Annotated in this window: 16 protein-coding genes, 1 tRNA gene and 1 pseudogene; 17 read left to right on the plus strand and 1 reads right to left on the minus strand. The window is 59.0% G+C overall.

Annotated features, from left to right (window positions below; all coding sequences use genetic code 11):
- Positions 1 to 33: 33 nt before the first annotated feature.
- Positions 34 to 1,260: a hypothetical protein gene (locus Tel_16460; GenBank protein ALP54616.1), complete on the minus strand. Its 1,227-nt coding sequence runs from the start codon at positions 1,258 to 1,260 to the stop codon at positions 34 to 36.
- Between the two features lie 65 nt (positions 1,261 to 1,325).
- Here Tel_16460 and Tel_16465 point away from each other — a divergent pair, with 65 nt between their 5' ends.
- From Tel_16465 to Tel_16545, 17 genes and pseudogenes are all read left to right on the plus strand, one after another.
- Complete coding sequence (locus Tel_16465; GenBank protein ID ALP54617.1) at positions 1,326 to 1,634, plus strand: 2Fe-2S ferredoxin; 309 nt, start codon at positions 1,326 to 1,328, stop codon at positions 1,632 to 1,634.
- Positions 1,635 to 1,647: 13 nt separating this feature from the next.
- Positions 1,648 to 2,556 carry a hypothetical protein gene (locus tag Tel_16470; protein ALP54907.1) on the plus strand — a complete coding sequence of 303 codons (909 nt, stop codon included), beginning with the start codon at positions 1,648 to 1,650 and terminating at the stop codon, positions 2,554 to 2,556.
- Positions 2,549 to 3,328: a nodulation protein NodJ gene (locus Tel_16475; GenBank protein ALP54618.1), complete on the plus strand. Its 780-nt coding sequence runs from the start codon at positions 2,549 to 2,551 to the stop codon at positions 3,326 to 3,328. Before Tel_16470 ends, Tel_16475 begins: the two co-directional genes overlap by 8 nt.
- Positions 3,329 to 3,405: 77 nt before the next feature.
- Positions 3,406 to 3,834, plus strand: a complete 429-nt coding sequence (locus Tel_16480; protein ID ALP54619.1) for a 50S ribosomal protein L13 — start codon at positions 3,406 to 3,408, stop codon at positions 3,832 to 3,834.
- A 21-nt stretch (positions 3,835 to 3,855) separates the two neighbouring features.
- Positions 3,856 to 4,248: a 30S ribosomal protein S9 gene (locus tag Tel_16485; GenBank protein ID ALP54620.1), complete on the plus strand. Its 393-nt coding sequence runs from the start codon at positions 3,856 to 3,858 to the stop codon at positions 4,246 to 4,248.
- A gap of 420 nt (positions 4,249 to 4,668) precedes the next feature.
- Positions 4,669 to 4,742 (plus strand) — tRNA-Gln (locus Tel_16490).
- 532 nt (positions 4,743 to 5,274) lie between these two features.
- Positions 5,275 to 6,336: a hypothetical protein gene (locus tag Tel_16495; GenBank protein ID ALP54621.1), complete on the plus strand. Its 1,062-nt coding sequence runs from the start codon at positions 5,275 to 5,277 to the stop codon at positions 6,334 to 6,336.
- Positions 6,337 to 6,545: 209 nt separating this feature from the next.
- The gene (locus Tel_16500) at positions 6,546 to 7,334 is read left to right on the plus strand and encodes a hypothetical protein (GenBank protein ID ALP54622.1); all 789 of its coding nucleotides are present in this window, start codon (positions 6,546 to 6,548) and stop codon (positions 7,332 to 7,334) included.
- A gap of 60 nt (positions 7,335 to 7,394) precedes the next feature.
- Positions 7,395 to 8,360: a hypothetical protein gene (locus Tel_16505; protein ID ALP54623.1), complete on the plus strand. Its 966-nt coding sequence runs from the start codon at positions 7,395 to 7,397 to the stop codon at positions 8,358 to 8,360.
- A 60-nt stretch (positions 8,361 to 8,420) separates the two neighbouring features.
- Positions 8,421 to 10,235 (plus strand): hypothetical protein, encoded by a 1,815-nt coding sequence (locus tag Tel_16510; protein ALP54624.1) that lies wholly within the window; start codon positions 8,421 to 8,423, stop codon positions 10,233 to 10,235.
- 73 nt (positions 10,236 to 10,308) lie between these two features.
- Positions 10,309 to 10,731 (plus strand): hypothetical protein, encoded by a 423-nt coding sequence (locus Tel_16515; protein ALP54625.1) that lies wholly within the window; start codon positions 10,309 to 10,311, stop codon positions 10,729 to 10,731.
- Positions 10,732 to 10,784: 53 nt separating this feature from the next.
- Positions 10,785 to 11,483, plus strand: coding sequence for a hypothetical protein (locus Tel_16520; protein ALP54626.1), 699 nt, complete (start codon positions 10,785 to 10,787; stop codon positions 11,481 to 11,483).
- Positions 11,484 to 11,771: 288 nt separating this feature from the next.
- On the plus strand, positions 11,772 to 13,142 hold the full coding sequence (locus Tel_16525) for a hypothetical protein (GenBank protein ALP54627.1): 1,371 nt from the start codon (positions 11,772 to 11,774) through the stop codon (positions 13,140 to 13,142).
- A gap of 103 nt (positions 13,143 to 13,245) precedes the next feature.
- Positions 13,246 to 13,845, plus strand: a complete 600-nt coding sequence (locus Tel_16530; GenBank protein ALP54628.1) for a hypothetical protein — start codon at positions 13,246 to 13,248, stop codon at positions 13,843 to 13,845.
- A gap of 11 nt (positions 13,846 to 13,856) precedes the next feature.
- Positions 13,857 to 15,182 (plus strand): hypothetical protein, encoded by a 1,326-nt coding sequence (locus tag Tel_16535; GenBank protein ALP54629.1) that lies wholly within the window; start codon positions 13,857 to 13,859, stop codon positions 15,180 to 15,182.
- Positions 15,183 to 15,196: 14 nt separating this feature from the next.
- Positions 15,197 to 16,309 carry a hypothetical protein gene (locus Tel_16540; protein ALP54908.1) on the plus strand — a complete coding sequence of 371 codons (1,113 nt, stop codon included), beginning with the start codon at positions 15,197 to 15,199 and terminating at the stop codon, positions 16,307 to 16,309.
- Positions 16,251 to 18,896: pseudogene (locus tag Tel_16545) on the plus strand (hypothetical protein). Before Tel_16540 ends, Tel_16545 begins: the two are co-directional and overlap by 59 nt.
- Positions 18,897 to 18,956 lie beyond the last annotated feature (60 nt).

The raw sequence follows: 18,956 nt of genomic DNA on the forward strand, positions 1-18,956 counted from the left end.
ATCAGGACAAATTGTCGGCCGAACAGGGCCTGACTAAAGGGCTATTTGGCGCGCCAGCAGTGTGACGGGATGGACCACTTCAAGCCGCAGGCCGGCGGCGCGGGCACCGGCGGCGATGTGTAGGGCGCAGCCGATATTGCTGCTCACCAGGAGGTCGGGACTGAGCCGGGCAAGGGCATCGGTCTTGTCCTGGCGCAGGCGGTCGGCCATCGCGGGATGCTCGATCATGTAGCTGCCGGCGGCGCCGCAGCACTGTGAATTGCCGGGCAGAGACACCAGGTCCAATTGCGGAATGCGGTTCAGCAGGACGTAGGGGGCGTCGGCCTGTTTGAGCACATTGCGCTGGCTGCAGGGCTCGTGCACGGCGACCCGTTTATTGAGCGGCCGCATGCGCAGGTTGTCGGGCCACTCAATCTGGCTGAGGAAACTGTTGATATCGCACACTGGCAGGGCCTTGCCGATGATGTGCTCATAGTCTCGGAGATACGCGCCGCAGCCGGTGGCGGTGCTGATGACGGCATCCAGTTGCAAGGCGCCGAAGGCATCCAGATTCTGTTGCGCCAGTTGCCGCGCGCTCGCGCTGTCGCCGCTGTGCTGATGCAGGGCGCCGCAGCAGGTCTGGGTGGCGGGCACGTGGACGCCGTAGCCGCAGGCGGTGAGCAGGCTGATGCTGTCGTCCAGGGTGGCCTGGTCGAACATATCGCTGAAGCAGCCGATGAACAGGGCGACCTCGCCGCGCGTCTCGCCGCGGGCGGGGTAGTAGGTCTGCCAATCATGGGGGCGGCGCATCTCGGGGGCCAGTTGTTCGAAACGCGCCAGGCCCAGGGCGCGGGTGAGACCTAAGCCGCGGCCCAATGCACGCAGGCCGGTCTTGTCGGCCAGCCACAGCAACTTGGCGTCGCGGCGTTGGCGCTGCTTGTCGGTGGCCAGCCGATCCAGGGGGATGCGCTGTTCGCTCCGGGGGCGATCCTGCGCCAGGGCGTGGCGGGCGCCGTCCATGAGTGTGCCGAATTCCACCCCCGAGGGACAGACCACCTCACAGGCACGGCACAGCAGGCAGTTGTCCAGGTGGCTGCGCAGTTTGTCGTCGGCCTGCAATTGCTCCCGGGCCAGGCCCAGGATCAGCGAAATACGGCCGCGCGGTGATTCGGCCTCGTTCTGCGTCTTGTTGTACGTCGGGCAGTGGGGCAGACACAGGCCGCACATGACGCAGCGTTCGGCTTGGTGTTGGGTTGCGAGGGTAATCTTCAAGGTGGGCAACGTAAAATATTGATGAATCGGCTATTATAGCGGCTTTTGGCTCTTGTGCATTGAAGAGGGAAAGCATGGCTTATTACACGCGTCACGCCTTTGTCTGCTGCAATCAGACCTCGGACGGCAGTCAGTGCTGCCAGGATCACAACGCCCTGGCCATGGTGAAATACGCCAAGGACCGGCTCAAGGAATTGGACATGTTCGGGCCGGGCAAGGTTCGGCTCAACAAGTCGGGCTGCATGGGGCGCTGTGGCGAGGGGCCGGTGCTGGTGGTCTATCCGGACGAGACCTGGTACACCTATGTGGATCAAGAGGATATCGAGGAGATCATCCAGGAGCACCTGATCAATGGGCGTGAAGTGGCGCGGTTGAAGATTTAGCGTGTCGGCGTGGGTGGTCAAGGCGCGCCGGCTGCGCAAGGTCTACGGCGGCCAGGCGGTGGTGGACGACATCGATTTGGATGTGCGCCGCGGCCACTGTTTCGGCCTGCTCGGGCCCAACGGCGCGGGCAAGACCACCACCCTGCGCATGTTGCTGGGGCTGACGCCGCCCGACGGCGGCGAGCTGGAGGTGCTGGGTTATGACATCCCGCGCCAGGCGCGGCGCATGCATGCCCGCATGGGGCTGGTGCCGCAGAGCGACAATCTCGATCCCGACTTCAGCGTCGCCCATAACTTACTGACCTACGCCCGCTATTTCGGGATTTCAAAGATCGAGCTGGAACAACGCCTGCCGCAACTGCTGGCCTTCGCCGCCCTGGAGCACAAGGCCGAGGCCGGCATCGGTACGCTCTCCGGCGGTATGAAGCGGCGCCTGACCCTGGCCCGGGCGCTGGTCAACGACCCGGAGCTGGTGGTGTTGGACGAACCCACCACCGGCCTCGATCCCCAGGCGCGCCAGCTCATCTGGCGCCGCCTGCGCGAGCTGTTGGCCCAGGGCAAGAGTCTGATCCTGACCACGCACTATATGGACGAGGCGGAGCGGCTCTGCGACCGCTTGGCCATCATGGACAACGGCCGGGTGTTGGTGGAGGAGAGCCCGGCCGAATTGATCCGCCGACACATCGAGCCCCAGGTGGTCGAGATCTATGGCCCCGGCGTGGAGCAGTGGGGCGTGGATCACGGCCGCCGCTTGGCGCAACGGCTGGAGCAGGTGGGCGAGACCCTGTTTTGCTACGCGACGGACGAACAGCCGGTGTTGACCTCCCTGCGCCGGTATGCGCAGCTGCAATTCATCCATCGCCGCGCCAATCTGGAGGATGTGTTCCTGAAGCTGACCGGCAAGGAGCTGCGCGATGCGTGATTTCGCGTTGCCCAGGTTCTCCTCGCGCTGCCTACCGGTCTGGCGCCGCAATGCCCAGGTCTGGCTCAAGCTCTCCGGGCCGTCGCTGGTGGGTAATTTCGGCGAGCCGCTGCTCTATTTGTTGGCGCTGGGCTACGGTCTGGGCGGTTTCATCGGCGAAGTGGACGGCCTGCCCTATATCGTCTTTCTGGCCACCGGCATCGTCTGTTCCAGCGCCATGAACACCGCCACCTTCGAGTGCCTGTACTCGGCCTACACCCGCATGAAGGTGCAGGAGACCTGGTCGGCCATGCTGGCCGCCCCCCTGAGCTTGGATGATATCGTCCTCGGCGAGACGCTTTGGGCCGGCACCAAGAGCCTGATCAGCGCCACAGCCATCCTGCTGGTGGCCGCCCTGCTGGGGCTGGTGGAGGGCTGGCAGGCACTGGGCGTGTTGCCCTTAGCCTTTCTGTTGGGCTGTTGTTTCGGCGCCATGGCCCTGGTGGTGACCGCGATTTCGCCCAGCTATGATTTCTTTCTTTATTATTTCACCCTGGTGATCACGCCCATGTTCCTGCTCAGCGGGGTGTTTTTCCCGCTCGAGAGTGTGCCGGGCTGGGTCCAGGCCGGGGTGCAGTTGCTCCCCCTGTACCATGTTGTCGAGCTGGTGCGGCCGCTGATGACCGGGCGCCCGCTCGAGGGCGTGGTGGTGCATCTGCTGGCACCGCTGCTCTACGGTCTGGCGGCCCTCTGGCTGGCGCTGGGCTTTTTGCGCCGCAGACTCCTCATTTAGGGCTTGTCTGAACCCGGTCCGGCGTGTAAAATTCGCCGTCTTTCCTGAAGAGAACCAAGATTTTGGGGTTTATTTTGATGAAAACGTTTGTTGCAAAACCTGCCGAAGTCAAACGCGACTGGTACGTGGTCGACGCCGAAGGCAAAACTCTGGGCCGTCTGGCGACCGAAATCGCCCGTCGTTTACGCGGCAAGCACAAGGCTGAGTACACGCCGCACGTCGATACCGGCGATTATATTGTTGTTGTCAATGCCAAAAAGGTCGCTGTCACCGGCAACAAGCGCACCGACAAGATGTATCACCGCCACACCGGCTACATCGGCAACCTGAAGTCCATCAGCTTTGACAAGTTGAACGCCAGCAAGCCCGAGCAGATCATCCAGATCGCGGTCAAGGGTATGATGCCCAAGGGCCCGCTGGGTCGTGCCATGCTGAAAAAGCTGAAAATCTACGCCGGCAGCGAACACAATCATTCCGCCCAGCAGCCCAAGCCGCTGGAAATTTAAGCAGAGTAACGGGAACGCAACATGGCAGACATGAATCAACTCAGCACCGGCCGTCGTAAAACCGCGGCGGCGCGTGTATTTGTAAAACCGGGCAGTGGCAATATCACGATCAACAAGCGCACCATCGAGCAGTATTTCGGTCGCGAGACGTCGCGCATGATCGTGCGTCAGCCGCTGCAGGCCGCCGACCTGATCGACAAGCTGGACGTAGTTGTCACCGTCAATGGTGGCGGCGCCAACGGCCAGGCGGGTGCGATTCGTCACGGTCTGGCACGCGCCCTGGTCAACTACGACGAAGAGCTGCGCAGCGCCATGCGCCGCGCCGGCTTTCTGACCCGCGACGCGCGTGCCGTAGAGCGTAAGAAAATCGGCCTGCACAAGGCGCGTAAGCGTCCTCAGTTCTCCAAGCGCTAAACGCAGAGAGAAAAGAAGACAGTATAAGGTAAGGGCAAAGGCAGGGAGGCCTTTGACACGCTCGGGGTTTGGCAAAGGCGCGCGGGCCTCTCTGAAGTATATCGGATGCTGGTTGATTGTAAGGACTGCGGTTTTAAAGACCGGCTATTGCGCTCTTCCTTATCCATTCCCTCTAACATCGCAGAAGGCTGTGAGTGCGGCTCGCCGCATAGGAGGGGTTGTGTCCCCTCCGGGATTGCCATAGCGTCCTGTGCCGAGACGAGCGCTCGGCTTTTCATCGGCGCAGGGGCGGGGATTCATCCGCAGCGGGTTTCCTTCGGGAGACAGTAGGGATCTCAAAGATATTACAGGGTCTCATCAGCAAGCGCGGTGTCTGACTTTAACTTTTCTCTTTACTCTTGTATCTTTTCTCTGAATTTATGGGGAATCGTCTAACGGCAGGACAGCGGACTCTGACTCCGCCAATCTAGGTTCGAATCCTAGTTCCCCAGCCACATATCAGCAAGCCCGCATTAGCGGGCTTCTTTTTGTCTGGCTGGGGTCGCTGGGATGAGAGCCTAGATTCGACAAAATCGCCGGGAACGATATTGAACAGCGGCGCGCAGCGACGCTGGCCCTTTAGGGCGAGGCGCAGGGATGCGCCGAGTAATCCTAGTTCCACCGTAGAATCGCTGCGCGCTTCATTCGGCACGCCTTCGCTTCGTTCAGGTCGCCCAGTCATATATCAGCAAGCCCGCCGTCGCGGGTTTTTCACAGTTTACCTTTGTCACTCCGTGGCTTGTACCCCATTGCCCCCCCCCCATTGTCTGGATACGCTGCAATGGTCAGGGGCGGATCTCTTTTCGGCGCCGCGCAGGGGCGGCGCCAAGACTTTTCTGGATGTTGTATTTTTAATACATAAAGAATTTGTCTTAGTATTTACACGTAAGCCCATGTCAATTAAAAAATATTGTTGCTTTTCCGAGCGCAGTAGTATAGATTTTGATCGTCTTTAAAGACATTTTTACCACACTCAAGGGAGGTTTCATGATGCAGAAGAAATTGATCGCACTGGCGGTGGCCGGAGTTATGGCGGCACCCATGGCGGCCCAGGCGGCTAGCGCCGAGGTCTATGGTAAGGCCCGCGTGTCCGTGGGGGTCGTCGGCAATGACGACTCAACCCCAACTAATGATGACAGCAAATTGAATGTCACCAGCCACCACTCCAATTTTGGTATCCGCGGGGCTGAGGCCCTGGATAATGGGATGGACGCGACTTACCAGCTCGAGGCCCAGGTCTCCTTTGACGATGACAATGCTACGGGCAGCGGCATTTTTGACGGGATGCGCAACACCTATTTCGGCCTGGCCGGTGATTTCGGCGAGGTGCGGGTGGGTAAGCACGATACCCCCTACAAGATGTCGACCTACAGCAAGCTGGATGTCTGGAAGGACACCCACGGTGACTACAATGCCATCATCGGTACCCGCCACGACACCCGCGCGGATAACAGCATCCTCTACCTGTCGCCGGACATGAACGGCTTCAGCCTGGCGGCGGCCTACATTACCGACGTAAACGATGATGAGCTGCCGGTGCCTGAAAACGGTAACGAGGCAGTCAGTATTGCCGGTATGTACGACGCCGGTCCGCTGTATGTCACCCTGGCGTATCAGACTATTGATAATGACACAGGTACTGAGAGTGCCGACGGCGTCAAGCTGGGTTTGGGCTACACCATCGGTAACACCGGCCTGGGCTTTGTCTATGAAAACGACGATGCCGGCGGCAATGACAATGACCAGGACCGCATGTACTTCAGTATCGATCAGGATATGGGCAACGGCATGGCCATCAAGGCTGCCTTGGGGACGGCCGACGATCGCGGTAATACCGCCGACAGCGGCGCCACCTTCTTTGCCCTGGGGGGCACCAAGCAGATGAGCAAGAATGTCGAGATGTATGCCATCTATTCCCAGATCGACAATGACGCTAACGTGAGCGCGGCGAATAGATTCGATCTTGACTATGTAACTGCAGCCGGGACTCCCGAAGCCTCGGCAAACGTCTTTGCCGTCGGTGCCAACCTGAAGTTTTCTTCAATGTAATCACCGTGCCAAAGTGCTAGTGTGAACGGGCGCCCCAGGGCGCCCGTTTTTTGTTTTAAGTGACTGAAATCATACGTGCTTGTGATGTGTCGGGAATGCATAACAACATGTTGTTTTGTTTGACAGTTTTGTGGCCGCTGTGTTAGAAATCGGGCAATGGGCGGAGATTCACATTAATGAGATGGAAGAGATCCTGCCTGCTGGGGGGTATGTCGCTGCTGCTGTTTTCGGCGACGAGCCAGGCGGGTATTTTTAATACCAAGCATAATCTGGGCAGTACGGGTCTCAATGCGGCCAGTACCTATAGCGGCACGCGTGAAATTTGTGTTTTCTGTCATACCCCACACGGGGCCAGCGGCGAGGCGGCGGCGCCTATTTGGAATCGCAACCTCGATCCCACCGGTTTTGCCACCTATGATCAGATGGGCACCACCACCCTGGATGCCGGTGTCGAGCCGGTGGGTTCGGTGTCGCTGGCGTGTCTCTCCTGCCATGACGGCACCCAGGCCATGGATGCCGTGTTGAACGAACCCGGCTCCGGGCGTGACGTGCCGGGATTTTCGCGCGGGCTGTGGAGCGGCCAGGCGGCGCCGGTGGAAGGCCGTATCGGCCCGCCGGATGTGGTGACCAATCTGGGCAAGGATCTGACCAACGATCATCCCATCGGCATTCAATATGCCGGTGGTGGTTACTCCCTGAGTAACCCGGCCGGCCCCGGCTATGACAAGGATTTCCATCCCGCCCGTTCCGAGATTATGGGCACCAGCCGCGTCTGGTGGGTGGATTCCATCGCCCCCATGCCCGGCGGCACCGGCACCTTCGAGCGCACCGATATGAAGCTCTATACCCGGGTGGCGACGCGCGGTGCCTATGCCGGTGAGCCTCAGCCGTATGTGGAATGTGCGTCCTGCCATGATCCGCATGTCGATTACAATCCGACGTTCCTTCGTATCGATCCCGTGGGTAGCCAGGTCTGCCTGACTTGTCATAACAAATAGCGCGGATGATGACGCATGGGCCGTTGTAGGTTGAGGCTGGGAGGGGCGGTTTGCAGTGTGTTGCTGGTGCTGCTGTCGGGCGGCGCTTGGGCTCAGTCGCAGGATGATGTGATCGCCCGTGTCAACGGTGCGGATGTGGTGACGCGGGCCGAGCTGGACACGGCGGTTTATATGACCGCCCGGCAACGCTTTTATCACGGCCGTATGGGCGAGCAGCGGCTGCAGGCCTTGCGCGCCGAAGTGCTGGGCCAGTTGATCGACAGGCGACTGTTGCTCGAGGAGGCGCGGGCGCGAAATATCAAGCGCGCCGCTGAGGTGGAGGCGCGTCTCTTGCGCCGGCTGCGACGCGGCTACAATGTGCAGGCGATGCCGGCCGATCACCGTGCGGAGATCGAGACAGAGTTGCGCCGTCGCGCCGCCGAACAGGCCTTGCTGGAGACGTTTGAGGCCGCAGTCAGGTCGGTCGGAACACCAACGGATCAGGATTTGGAGCTGTTTTATCGGCAAAATCTTGATAAATTTACTACGCCACCAAGATTGCGGCTGTCGGTGATCTTGCTAAAGGTCACGCCGTCCGCGCCGGTCCAGGCTTGGCGGGCTGCCGAGGAGGAGGCGATGCAGTTGCGCGCGAAGATTGAGACCGGCGCAGAATTCGCTGAGCTGGCGCGCCTGCATTCGGGCGACGCCTCGGCCGAAGCGGGGGGCGATCTGGGGTTCGTGCATGAGGGGATGTTGTCTCGCGAGGCGCAACAGGCAGTCGATGATCTGGCCGTGGGGGCGGTATCGGCGCCGGTGGTGTTGTTGCAGGGAGTGGCCTTGTTTCGTATCGAGCAGCGTCTGGAGGCCAAGGTCAATCCGCTGGCACAGGTGGCGGGGCGCGCCCAGGGCTTATGGCAGCGCGCACGGGCCGATGAGGTTTGGGAGGCGTTATTGCAGTCGCTGCGTGCCGAGGCGGATATAGAGATAACGAATAGTGACATAACAGCGACAATGATTTGGGCGCAAAAGGCGGATGTTGTCCAGTAATAACAATAAATATAAGTATGGGGTGCCTGGACGGTGTGTAGGATAAGCCGCCGTCGGGGTGTGGCGCTGTGCGTGGCCGCGTGCTGCGGCTTGGTGGTCGTGGTAACGCCGGAGTTGTCCCTGGCGGCCCTGATCGGGCCGGTGGAATCGTCCGGTTATCTCGCCTATTATTACCGCTCCTTGAGCGAGGATGGCGGACCGGAAAACACCAGCCATCAACTGGGCGGCACGGTGAACGCGTCGACCTTTTTCGGCGAGCCCTGGCTGGCCACCTCTCATATGTCATTGAGTCTGACGCAGGACTCTTCGGAAACATCGAATACAGGCACTCAAGCCAGCACCGATTCCCAGCTGATTACCGGCGATTTCGGCCTGAATGTCCTGCCCCAAAGCCGCACCCCCTTCACCCTGCAGCTGCAGGTGACCGACAGCCGGGTCGACTCGGAAGGCACGGGCTTTATTCCCATTACCTTTCTCGGTCAGGAATACTCGACCATGTATCTGGGGTTGCGCCAGTCCTATTTGACCGACAACGGCGGGCGTTATCTGGCCAATTACGATTATCGTACCTGGGAGTCAAACAGAAGCGGCGAATATGAGGATACTACGCTGGGTTTCGAGGCCGACCTGCGGGCGCCGCGACATCGTCTGTACGGACGCGCCAGCTTGACCAATAATGAGCATTCCATCGCCGATCGTCAGAATGAAACCCTGCTGCTGGATATGAGCCACTTTTATTACCCGGTGCGCCATTTTCGGCTCGACAGCAAGGCCAGCTACTATGATTACGACCGGTCATTTCTGGATCCGAATGCCTCCGATACACGGCTGACCAATTTGAATATCGCTCAGGTATCCAGTAACGCCTTCTGGCGTCCCACCAATTACCCGCTCAGCGTTACCGCCGGGGTGCGGGTCTATGCCATGGATGGCAGCTCCGGCTCGGTGTCCGGCAACGAGGTGCAGAACGTGGCAATGAATGCAGGCCTGTTCTACCACGCCAATCAGAATTTGCGTTTCGATGCCAGCTTTACCTCGCTGTGGGGCGAAATCAGCGGTGTACAGGATGATGTGCATACTCAGCATGTCGGCTTCTTGTATCAGACCGATTGGATGGAAGTGGCCGAGTTTATGTATCAGGCCTATCTGGATGGTGATGTCGGGCATCGCGTCGATGTGGATAGCGATGTCACGGATTGGTCCATGACGGCGGGTCATGGTCTGACTCGCACATGGTGGCCGGCGGAGCGTACTTCGAGTACCTCCCTGCGCATGAATTTGAATCAGGCGCTGGGGTACAGTGCGGCCTCGGGGGATGTGGCGCTTGATTCCGGTACCGGCGTTTCGGTGGATCACTCCATCACCCTGGCGTTTAGTCAGCGCGCCTGGGGCGGTAACTCATTGGCGCAGATTACCGCCGCCGACACGCGCACCTATTCCGAGCTCGAAGACTCGCTCGGCGCCACCACCGAAGTCGACAGCGAGCAACAGCTCGTCAATCTGCAGCTGAGTCGGGATCAGGACTTAGGCCGGAGGAGCTCGATTACCGGTGATATCTCGCTCCAGTACGTGCGTGTCAGGGACGAAACCGCCAGCCCCGGCAGTTCGGTGGCTATCGACGAATTTGATACAACCACCTCCACGGGCCGCTTGATGTTCCAGCATTATCAGCTGCTTGGGCTGCCGCGCTTGCAGTTTGTCTCGGATTACAGGGTGTCCAAGATATCTACAGAAGGCGCCATTGATCGTGAAGACTGGGAAAACCGGCTCGCTTATATGATCGGAAAACTAGAAACAAGTGTCAGTTATCGATTGACTGAGACTGACAGTCGCAATTATGATTTGCTATACTTCCGGCTCATGCGCCGCTTCTGATGCGTGAGCCAAGGGTTTAGGGTTTAAAACAATAATATTATTAAAATATTTTAGCTTGAGGAGAACTTTCGCTATGTCACGTGTGACCAAGCATAGTAAGTGGAGGTATGTTCTACTCGGGGCGATTACGTGGCTAGCCGCGTTTAGCTTGCCTCAGTCGGTACATGCTGAATATGCAGATGTGGTAATCAACAACTACGCCGATGCGGCCGGTATCCGTCCAGTGGTGTTTCCCCATTGGTTCCACCGTATTCGTTTCCGTTGCAAGGTCTGCCATGCCGACCTGGGTTTCCAGTTCAAGGCCGGTGGTAACAAGATCACCATGGCCAAGATCATCGACGGCAAATTCTGCGGCGCCTGCCACAATGGTGAAATTGCCTGGTCAGTTGAGAACTGCGCCTTGTGTCATTCGGGTATTCCCGGCACGCCCACCCATTTTCACGGCAGTACGGTACAGCGCCTTGTCGCGCCTGCCTACAAACCGGTTGAACAATAGAGGGGGGCGGTGTGATGAAATTACGTAGCAAGAGTCTATTTCTTGGTTTTGCCATGTCCCCGGCGGTTTCGGGTCCCGCCTGTTCGCAGGGCTATGTGGAGATCCAGTCCGGCGGCGTTGATGATATGCCCCTGGATTACGCGCCCGAGTATCAGCCGGTGAACGAGGTCGCTCCGCCGGAGAACGAAGTGATCCGCGTGGCTCAGGTTTCAGGTGCCAATGAGTTCAATCGCAACCTTAAGAAAGACAAAATGAAAAACGCGCCGCCCCCCGAGGACGGTATCCACGATCCCGATAACGAAGGTACCTTCGTATTGCAGCCGCCTCTGGAGGCATACGAAGGCTTGCCGCCCAGTGAATTCGGCAACTATGTCGACTGGGTGAAGGCGATCGACGAGGAAAAGATCAATCCCCGCTGGGACCGCGTCGACTCAAGCGAAGAGCCCTTCGTGATGGATATGGATATCGTGCGGGAGGTCAAGGCCTCCGTGCCCGATGTGGTGTTCCCGCATCGTCAGCATACTGAATGGTTGTCATGTTCCAATTGCCATCCCGCCATCTTCATCCCGCAGAAGGGGGCTAACCAGATCAATATGTCGGCCATCCTGCTGGGGCAGAAGTGCGGGGTGTGTCACGGTAAGGTCTCATTCCCCATTACGACTAAGTCCTGTAAGAAGTGCCACTCCAAGCCCAAGCCTGCTGATTGGCAGCCGCCGTTGAGTGAGGCAACTCTAAAGAATCCATGGCGATAACCGTTATCTCCTAGTGATTTTATCTCGCCAAATGAGATGAGATGGCCGCCTCAGGGCGGCCTTCTCAATCTAAGGGTCGGGATAGCAGGCTGGCGTAAAGCGACGGAATGTGCCAGCGGTAAGTTGTGAAATTTACTGTTGAAGGTGACGATGATGAAATCTAAGTATACGATTGTGGCGATTGCGGTCACTACGATTCTGGCAGGATGCAGCGGAACACCCCCGAAGCAGGGTGAAGTGGCTGCGTCATCAACGGAAGCCACTGGCTCGATGGCTGCTGAAGCTCAAATGCCGGCCGAAGAAAAAACGAATCAGGTGGCGCCCGCGCCCGAAGTGGCACCCGTAACCCCCGCGCCCACCGCACCGGTTGCGGCCGCAGCATCCGAGCCCACTCCGGCCAAGGAGGAGACGCCAAAGCGTGAGCTCAAGATTCCCACCGACCCCAACACTTTTTTGATTACCGCGGCGCCGAAGACGCGTGAACATCCCTTTCATGGCCAAGGGCTGGAAACAGGGTTCGAAGTAAATGGCAAGTCCGGTCACGAAGTCGTGGTCACCCGCGGTGAAACATACAAATTCATCGTCGATACGGGTGTCAAGCATGATTTCTATCTCACCACCAATGCTGCCGGCTGGGGCGCTGGTACCTATACCGACGGTGTCGAAGGTCAGTTCATCTATCAGGGTGAGGTGACATTCACGCCGTCCAATAAAACACCTGACCTGCTTTATTATCAATGTCGCAACCATAAGTATATGGGGGGCAAGATCTACGTTCTTGACAAAGGGGAGGATCTGGCCAAGGTGAAGGCGGCGGTGGCCGGCAGTGACGCGGCGGAAGCCACAAGCCGGCGTCGTGCCGCCGTTGTGAGTGAGAGCGGGGTCAAGCAGAAGCTGAGTTATGCCCAGATGGTGCTCGGTTCCGGCAGTGCCAAGCGGGTGCAGGCGAGCGGCAACACAAACGCCATCGCCATGCTGAATGATGCGCGCAGTCAGATCGATGCCGCCAATGCGTCGCTGGATGGCGGCGACTTGCAAACGGCGATGGATCAGGTCAATGAGGGTCTGCGCCTGCTGACGGCGGCATCCCGTGAAATTACCAGCGAGAGTGAAATGGCCGGGGTTAATTACCAGGCCCGTTACGACGAGTTGGCTGGCTCGCTCAAGACCTATGAAGGCTCTTACAAGCGCAACATCGATCGCGCCGCCAAGATGGGTGAGCCGGTCAAATCCAAGCTGGACGAAGCGGAATACAAGCGCTTGGTCGATCAAGGGCATGCCTTGGCAGATAAGAATGATTATGCTCAGGCCGCTAAATCCTTAGAGAAGGCTCAAAATATGATCACGGCAGTATTGACCGATATGCTGCATGCTCAGACTGTCACGTATGACAAGAAATTCGAGACGCCCAAGGAAGAGTACGAGTATGAACTGGCGCGGCTGGAGAACTATGAAGAGCTGGTGCCGCTTGCCATCGAGCAAAAGCAACCGTCCCAACGCGCGCTCGAGTTGATAGACAGTTTTGTGCAGAAGGCCGCCAAGATCAAATCCGAAGGGCGGGACGTTGCCGCCAAGGGCGATTACAAGATGGCGATCATGGCCCTGCAAGCCGCTACCTCGAATCTGCAGCGTGCCTTGCGCATGGCCGGGGTGAACTAGCCTGTTGGCGGAATGTCCAAAAATTAGTGTATAGTGCGGACGACTGCCATCGGTTTCGATGGCAGTCGATCTATTTCGGAGCCCAATTGTAAGATCGGTCGCTATGCTGCGTGCTAAACGTTACAAAACCTTTGCCATTGTTTTGGCCGCTTTTTTTTTGGCCATGTTGTTGCCGCGTCTGGCCTATGTCCAGGAAGATAAGTTCCAGGGTGATTTCTGGAATGAAGGCGAACATTTTCAGCTCGATAGCGACGTTGTACCTGTGTCTGAAGACGGCATCCATGACCCGACCAATGACGCAGTGAAGGTTTTGCAAGCGCCGGTCGAGGCGATGGAGAATTTTCCGCGCGATAATTCCGGTGTCATCGATTGGGTGAAAGTGTTGCGTCAAGGCCTGATTGCGCCTCGAAAGGGGCTTTACGGCGATGAGGAGATGCATGCAGTCGATTTCGATGTGATCTTTAAGAATACCGGCTCCATGCCGTTTGTGCGTTTTCCTCACCGCCCGCATACCGAATGGCTTACCTGTAAAAACTGCCATCCCAAAATCTTTCTACCGCAAAAGGGCGGCAATCCCGTGACCATGTCCGGGATCATGCAAGGTAAGTATTGTGGCGTCTGTCATGGTAAAGTTGCCTTTCCTCCAACCAAGAATTGTGGGCGATGCCATTCCGTATCTCGAGACACCGTCGGCTTAAGATAATTGCTTGTCTCTTGGGTGCGGCGCAGCTTATCGGATGCGCCACTACCGAGCAGACTGCTACCGCCCCTGGGCTCGAGACCGACCAGGCGGCCAGCGAACTTGCCGAGTTGTTCGAGGGGATGGGGGACGAACCGGCGTCGCAGGACCAGCAGGCAGCGGAATCAGCCCCTGCCGCGCCCATTTCAGAACAGCAGCCGAAGGATGTGATCGAAGAGGCCATCGACGAATCCGTCGACCCCTTGGATCAAATCGCCGCCTCCGCCCCCCAGCCCGTTCTTCCCACTCCCCAAGGCGCCGCCAATATTCAGGTGTTTGATTGGCGGGTGATCGGTAGCGCCCCGGTCGGCAATTTTTTTACCGGTGTCGCGCACCATGATTTTATCCGCCCGGTGGCGATCGCCGTGCAAAGCGAATACCTCTATGTCGTCGATGACGGTGCGGATATTCTCTATCGTTTCGACCTCGCCTCGAGGCGGCTCGAGGCCTTGCTCGACTTAAAGGCCGAGATGAAAGGGGAGGTTGCCGATGTCTATGTGGATAAGGATTTTTCGTTTTATCTGACCGATACCGAAGCGGGTCGGGTGGTCCACTATGATCGCCACGGGCGTGTGCTGCAGGTGTTTCGCGACCATTTCAACCTGGTCAGGCCGGTGGCGGTGACGCGTCTGGAAAACGGCGATGTCGTGATTGCAGACGGTCATTATGATCACCTGCTGCAATTCAATAGCATGGGTAAATTGGTCGCCGCCCATGGTGGCCGTGGTACCGGAGTGGCGGAATTCATCAATATCATGACCATGGCCGAGGGGCCCGATGGTTACTACGTCGGCGCCCGTGTCGGGCGGCGTCTGCAGGTTCTCGGTCGTGACGGCAATTATCTCTATGCCTTCGAGGAAGGGGCGGTGGTATTTCCCGCCGCCATCGCGGTGGATCGCAACAACCGCAGCTATGTGGCGGACTACATGGATAACACCATCAAGGTATTCGATCGCGGCAGTTTGATTGGCACTATCGGGCGTTTCGGCACCGGTGCCGGTCAATTCAAACGGATTACCGATTTGTGGTTGGACGGTAATCGGCTCTATATCGTCGACAGCCTCAATCAACGCATCCAAGTGGCGCAGTTGGCGCCCAATGCCGCGCCCGTTCCCGGGGCAATGTTCGACCCCGAGACCGAGCCATTGCAGGAATCCGTCCCGGAGACACAAGCCCCGCCGTCGAGCGGCTCGGTGGACGAAATGAGGGAAGAGCCTGTGCCTGGCCCGCCAAGCGATTCCGTCCCCCAAGCAACAGAGCAATCCGCCGCGGATAGCCCTCCCGACAGCAGCGGCCAATGATCATGCCGCGAGGTTTGTTGGCGGCGCTTTGCTGTCTCTCTGTGCTGTCCCTTGTGTCCGGCTGTGCCCGTCTTCCCACCGTATTTGAGTATCGTTCCGTCGAGTCGGGCGAGTTCGAGCGCGTATGGCCCGACGCGCCGGAGACGGCTCGCTATCGCTATGTCGGCGAGCTCACGGGCGAGGACAATTTTCCCCGCCCCGGTGCACAGACCCTCAATGTCGGTACGCGCTTTCTGCGCTGGCTGGTGGGTCTGGTCGGTCACGGTGAGCAGCCGATCATCCTGCAGCGGCCGCAAGCAGTGGCCAGCAATTCCCAGGGGCGGATTTTTGTCAGCGATGTCAGCCGCCAGGCGGTGTATGTGTTCGATACCGCGCAGGCTGAACTGTTGGTATGGGAATACGCCGCCGCCGACGTGCGCTTCGAGCTGCCCATCGGCCTGGCGCCGACGGCCGATGGCGGGGTGTGGGTCGCCGACGCCTCCTTGGGCGTGGTAACCCGTCTCGGGGCGGACGGCGAGCCGCTGGATTATTTCGGTCTTGATCAGCTTCAGCATCCCACCGGTCTGGCCTGGGACGCGTCGCGCCAGCGTCTTTACGTTGCCGACCGGGGTGCCAACAACATCAAGGTCTACGACGCGGCCGGCGGCTTGCAGTTCGAGTTCAGTGAGTTCGGCGAGGCCGACGGCCAGCTCAACGGTCCGACCTACCTGTTCTGGCGTGATGATCAGCTCTATGTCACCGATACCCTGAATTCGCGCATCCAGGTGTTTTCGCCGCAGGGGGAATACCTGTCCGGCTTCGGGCGCCGCGGGCTTTATCTGGGCGACCTGCCACGTCCCAAGGGCGTGGCGGTGAGTCAAGACGGGAAAATCTATGTGGTAGAATCGTATTACGACTATTTGTTAATATTCAACCGTAAAGGTGAGTTATTATTGCCGATTGGCGGCACAGGCCATCAGGTGGGGCAGTTCTATTTGCCCGCAGGGGTATGGGTTGATAACAACTACGTTTATGTCGCGGACACCTTCAACGGCCGCGTAATGATATTTGAATATCTGGGAGAGGGAGATGCGTCGGACGTTGCAGGTGACAGCAGCTCTGATATTGACGACGCTGCTGGGGGTTAGCGCCCAAGCCGAAATAATATCGGATATACGCAATACCAAACATAACTTCTCTGCCACTGTTGTCCCCGCCCTGCCGGACGGCGCCAGCCGCACCGTGCAGGCGCGCTCGGAGTCGCAGATCTGCGCCTTCTGTCATACCCCCCACAAGGCGACCAAACAGGGGCAGGCGCCGATCTGGAATCGCAAGCTCTCCAACGCCACCTACAGCCCCTATACCAGCACCTCGATCAATGCCGTCGATCTGGGCCAGCCCAACACCAAATCCAAACTGTGTCTTTCCTGCCATGACGGCACCCTGGCCATCGGCTCGGTCAACGTCCTCAATCGGGAGGAAGACCCCCAAATTAATATGACGGGTGTCGCCGCTGACGGCACCATGCCGGATGGTCTGGGCGAGCGTACCGGTTTTACCCGCCGCTTGGGCACCGATCTGACCAACGACCATCCTATTTCCTTCACTTACGACGCCTCCCAAGCCGTGCGTGACGGTGAGCTGCGCGACCCCAATGCGGTGACCTTTTTGGGTGAGCGTAATCGCCGTATCAGTCACAACAAGCCCACGTTGCCGCTGGAAGACGGCCAGATGGAGTGTGTCTCCTGCCACGATCCCCATGTACGTAGCACCTCAGGCGAGAACATCAAGTTTCTGCGCGTCAACCGTTTTCAGCAGGCCACACCGGTGGAGGGGACGTTCGACCAGGCCAATGACATCATCTGTCTGGCCTGTCACGAAAAGGCCGGCTGGGCTGATTCGGCGCACGCCAACATGGCCGTCGCCGATGAACGCTACACCGATGCCGCCGCCGAAGTGCGCGAGTTTCCGCAGGATATGCAGGTCTGGCAGGCCGCCTGTCTCAACTGCCATGATCCGCACACGGTGCAGGGCTCACGCCGCCTGCTGCGCGAAGGTACCGACGACGCCGGCCAGCTGGTGAGTGCCGCCAATGACACCATTCGCATCAAGCAGGGCGGCAATCCGGCTATCGAGGAGACTTGTTACGCCTGTCACTCCACTGACGGTAATGTGTTGCAGGGGCAGCCCAACAAGGGTGTGTTCGAGGTGCCGGACATCAAGACCGACTTCACCACCATGCGCATCCACATGCCGATCGCCAGCGCGGACCAGCCGGCCGGCGAGGAACGCCACGCCATCGGCACGCATCCGTCGCCCCAGAATGGCAAGGACTTTATGGAGTCGCAGCAGCGTCTCGGCAAGGGCGATCTGACCAACCGCCACGCCGAATGTACCGATTGCCATAATCCGCACCGGGTGGTCAAGAATCGTCGTTTCAATGACGATCCCAAGATCCCGGACAACGAGGGGACTCATGACCACACCCTGACCCAGCTCGCCGGCACCCCCGAGGGTATGCATACCAATATCGCTTCGGGTGTATTGCGCGGCGCCTGGGGGGTGGAGCCGGGCGGCTGGCCCACCACTGAATTCACCAGCGTGCCGGTGTCCTTCGACGTCAAGCGCGGCGACGCCGTGGTGGGCGGCAGTACCGACGTCAGCGCGCCCTATGTCACCCGTGAATACCAGATTTGTATGAAATGTCATTCCAACTACGGCTATGACACGCCGCCGCCGCTGGGCACCAATCATGCCGGCGGCACGCCGCCGGGGACCAATGCCTTGTTTAATTACACCAATCAAGGCATGGAGTATCAGTCGCCCGACGACCACAAGGGTGAAGGGACTCCGGCGACCCCGACCGGCGCCCTCTCGGGCAGTGTCGGCGAATGCGCCGAGGTCAATACGGGCACCCTGAACACGGCGGCCGATCCCAATTACGACACCTTCATCAAGCGTGCCGGTTATCGGGATTCCTTCGGCAACTGCGTCAACTATGTCACCGACAACCATCGTTCCTGGCACCCCGTGCTCAAAGAGACCGGGCGCACCCCCGCGGTGCGCAACGCCAATGCGGATGACTGGCACGAGCCCTTCAATGCCGCCGTCGGCGTGCAGACCATGTACTGCACCGACTGCCACGGCTCCGATACCGCCCAGGGCACCGTCGTGCCGCGCGGGCTGCAGCCCCACGGCAACGTCTGGGGCCCCCATGGTTCGGACAACGAGTTCTTGCTGAAGGGCAGTTGGAGCGATCAAACCGGGCAGAACACACCGACCGACGGCCTGTGCTTCAAGTGTCACAACTACAATTTCTACGGCCGGGAGTTTCCCACCGGCGTTATCAATGCCAACCAAACCCAGAGCAGTGGTTTTAGCCGTGATCCGGCCTTGGGCGTGGCGGCCTGTCTTTACGTGCCCCAGGTCAATCTGCACACCGGCCATGCCCAGGAACGCCAGGTGGCCAACTTCCGTTGTAGCTACTGCCACGTGTCCATCCCGCACGGCTGGAAGAATAAGAATTTCCTTGCCAATCTCAACGACGTCGGCCCCGAAGTCGGCCTGCCGACGCCGGGCAACCAGGTGCGCAACAATCAGACCAGCCGTTACTACCGCGGTCCGTATTACAACGGCGCCGTGCTGAAGGTGGTGCAGTTCCGCCAAAGCGGTGAATGGATACACAACAGTTGCGGTTCCGCCGGCAATCCGGGCAACGGGCGGGTCGGCGGCAACAACAATTTCGGCAACATTCCCTGGATGACGGATCAGGGGTCAGGCAGTGAGGCCTGTAAC

This window comes from Candidatus Tenderia electrophaga, assembly GCA_001447805.1.
In the GTDB taxonomy this organism is placed as follows: Bacteria; Pseudomonadota; Gammaproteobacteria; order Tenderiales; family Tenderiaceae; genus Tenderia; species Tenderia electrophaga.

What these genes read in the sequence shown, in the direction of transcription:
- Tel_16480 (ALP54619.1), top strand. Translation starts at nt 3,406, where the DNA reads ATGAAAACGTTTGTTGCAAAACCTGCCGAAGTCAAACGCGACTGGTAC.
- Tel_16530 (ALP54628.1), top strand. Translation starts at nt 13,246, where the DNA reads ATGCTGCGTGCTAAACGTTACAAAACCTTTGCCATTGTTTTGGCCGCT.
- Tel_16465 (ALP54617.1), top strand. Translation starts at nt 1,326, where the DNA reads ATGGCTTATTACACGCGTCACGCCTTTGTCTGCTGCAATCAGACCTCG.
- Tel_16485 (ALP54620.1), top strand. Translation starts at nt 3,856, where the DNA reads ATGGCAGACATGAATCAACTCAGCACCGGCCGTCGTAAAACCGCGGCG.
- Tel_16475 (ALP54618.1), top strand. Translation starts at nt 2,549, where the DNA reads ATGCGTGATTTCGCGTTGCCCAGGTTCTCCTCGCGCTGCCTACCGGTC.
- Tel_16520 (ALP54626.1), top strand. Translation starts at nt 10,785, where the DNA reads ATGTCCCCGGCGGTTTCGGGTCCCGCCTGTTCGCAGGGCTATGTGGAG.
- Tel_16515 (ALP54625.1), top strand. Translation starts at nt 10,309, where the DNA reads ATGTCACGTGTGACCAAGCATAGTAAGTGGAGGTATGTTCTACTCGGG.
- Tel_16500 (ALP54622.1), top strand. Translation starts at nt 6,546, where the DNA reads ATGTCGCTGCTGCTGTTTTCGGCGACGAGCCAGGCGGGTATTTTTAAT.
- Tel_16495 (ALP54621.1), top strand. Translation starts at nt 5,275, where the DNA reads ATGATGCAGAAGAAATTGATCGCACTGGCGGTGGCCGGAGTTATGGCG.
- Tel_16525 (ALP54627.1), top strand. Translation starts at nt 11,772, where the DNA reads ATGCCGGCCGAAGAAAAAACGAATCAGGTGGCGCCCGCGCCCGAAGTG.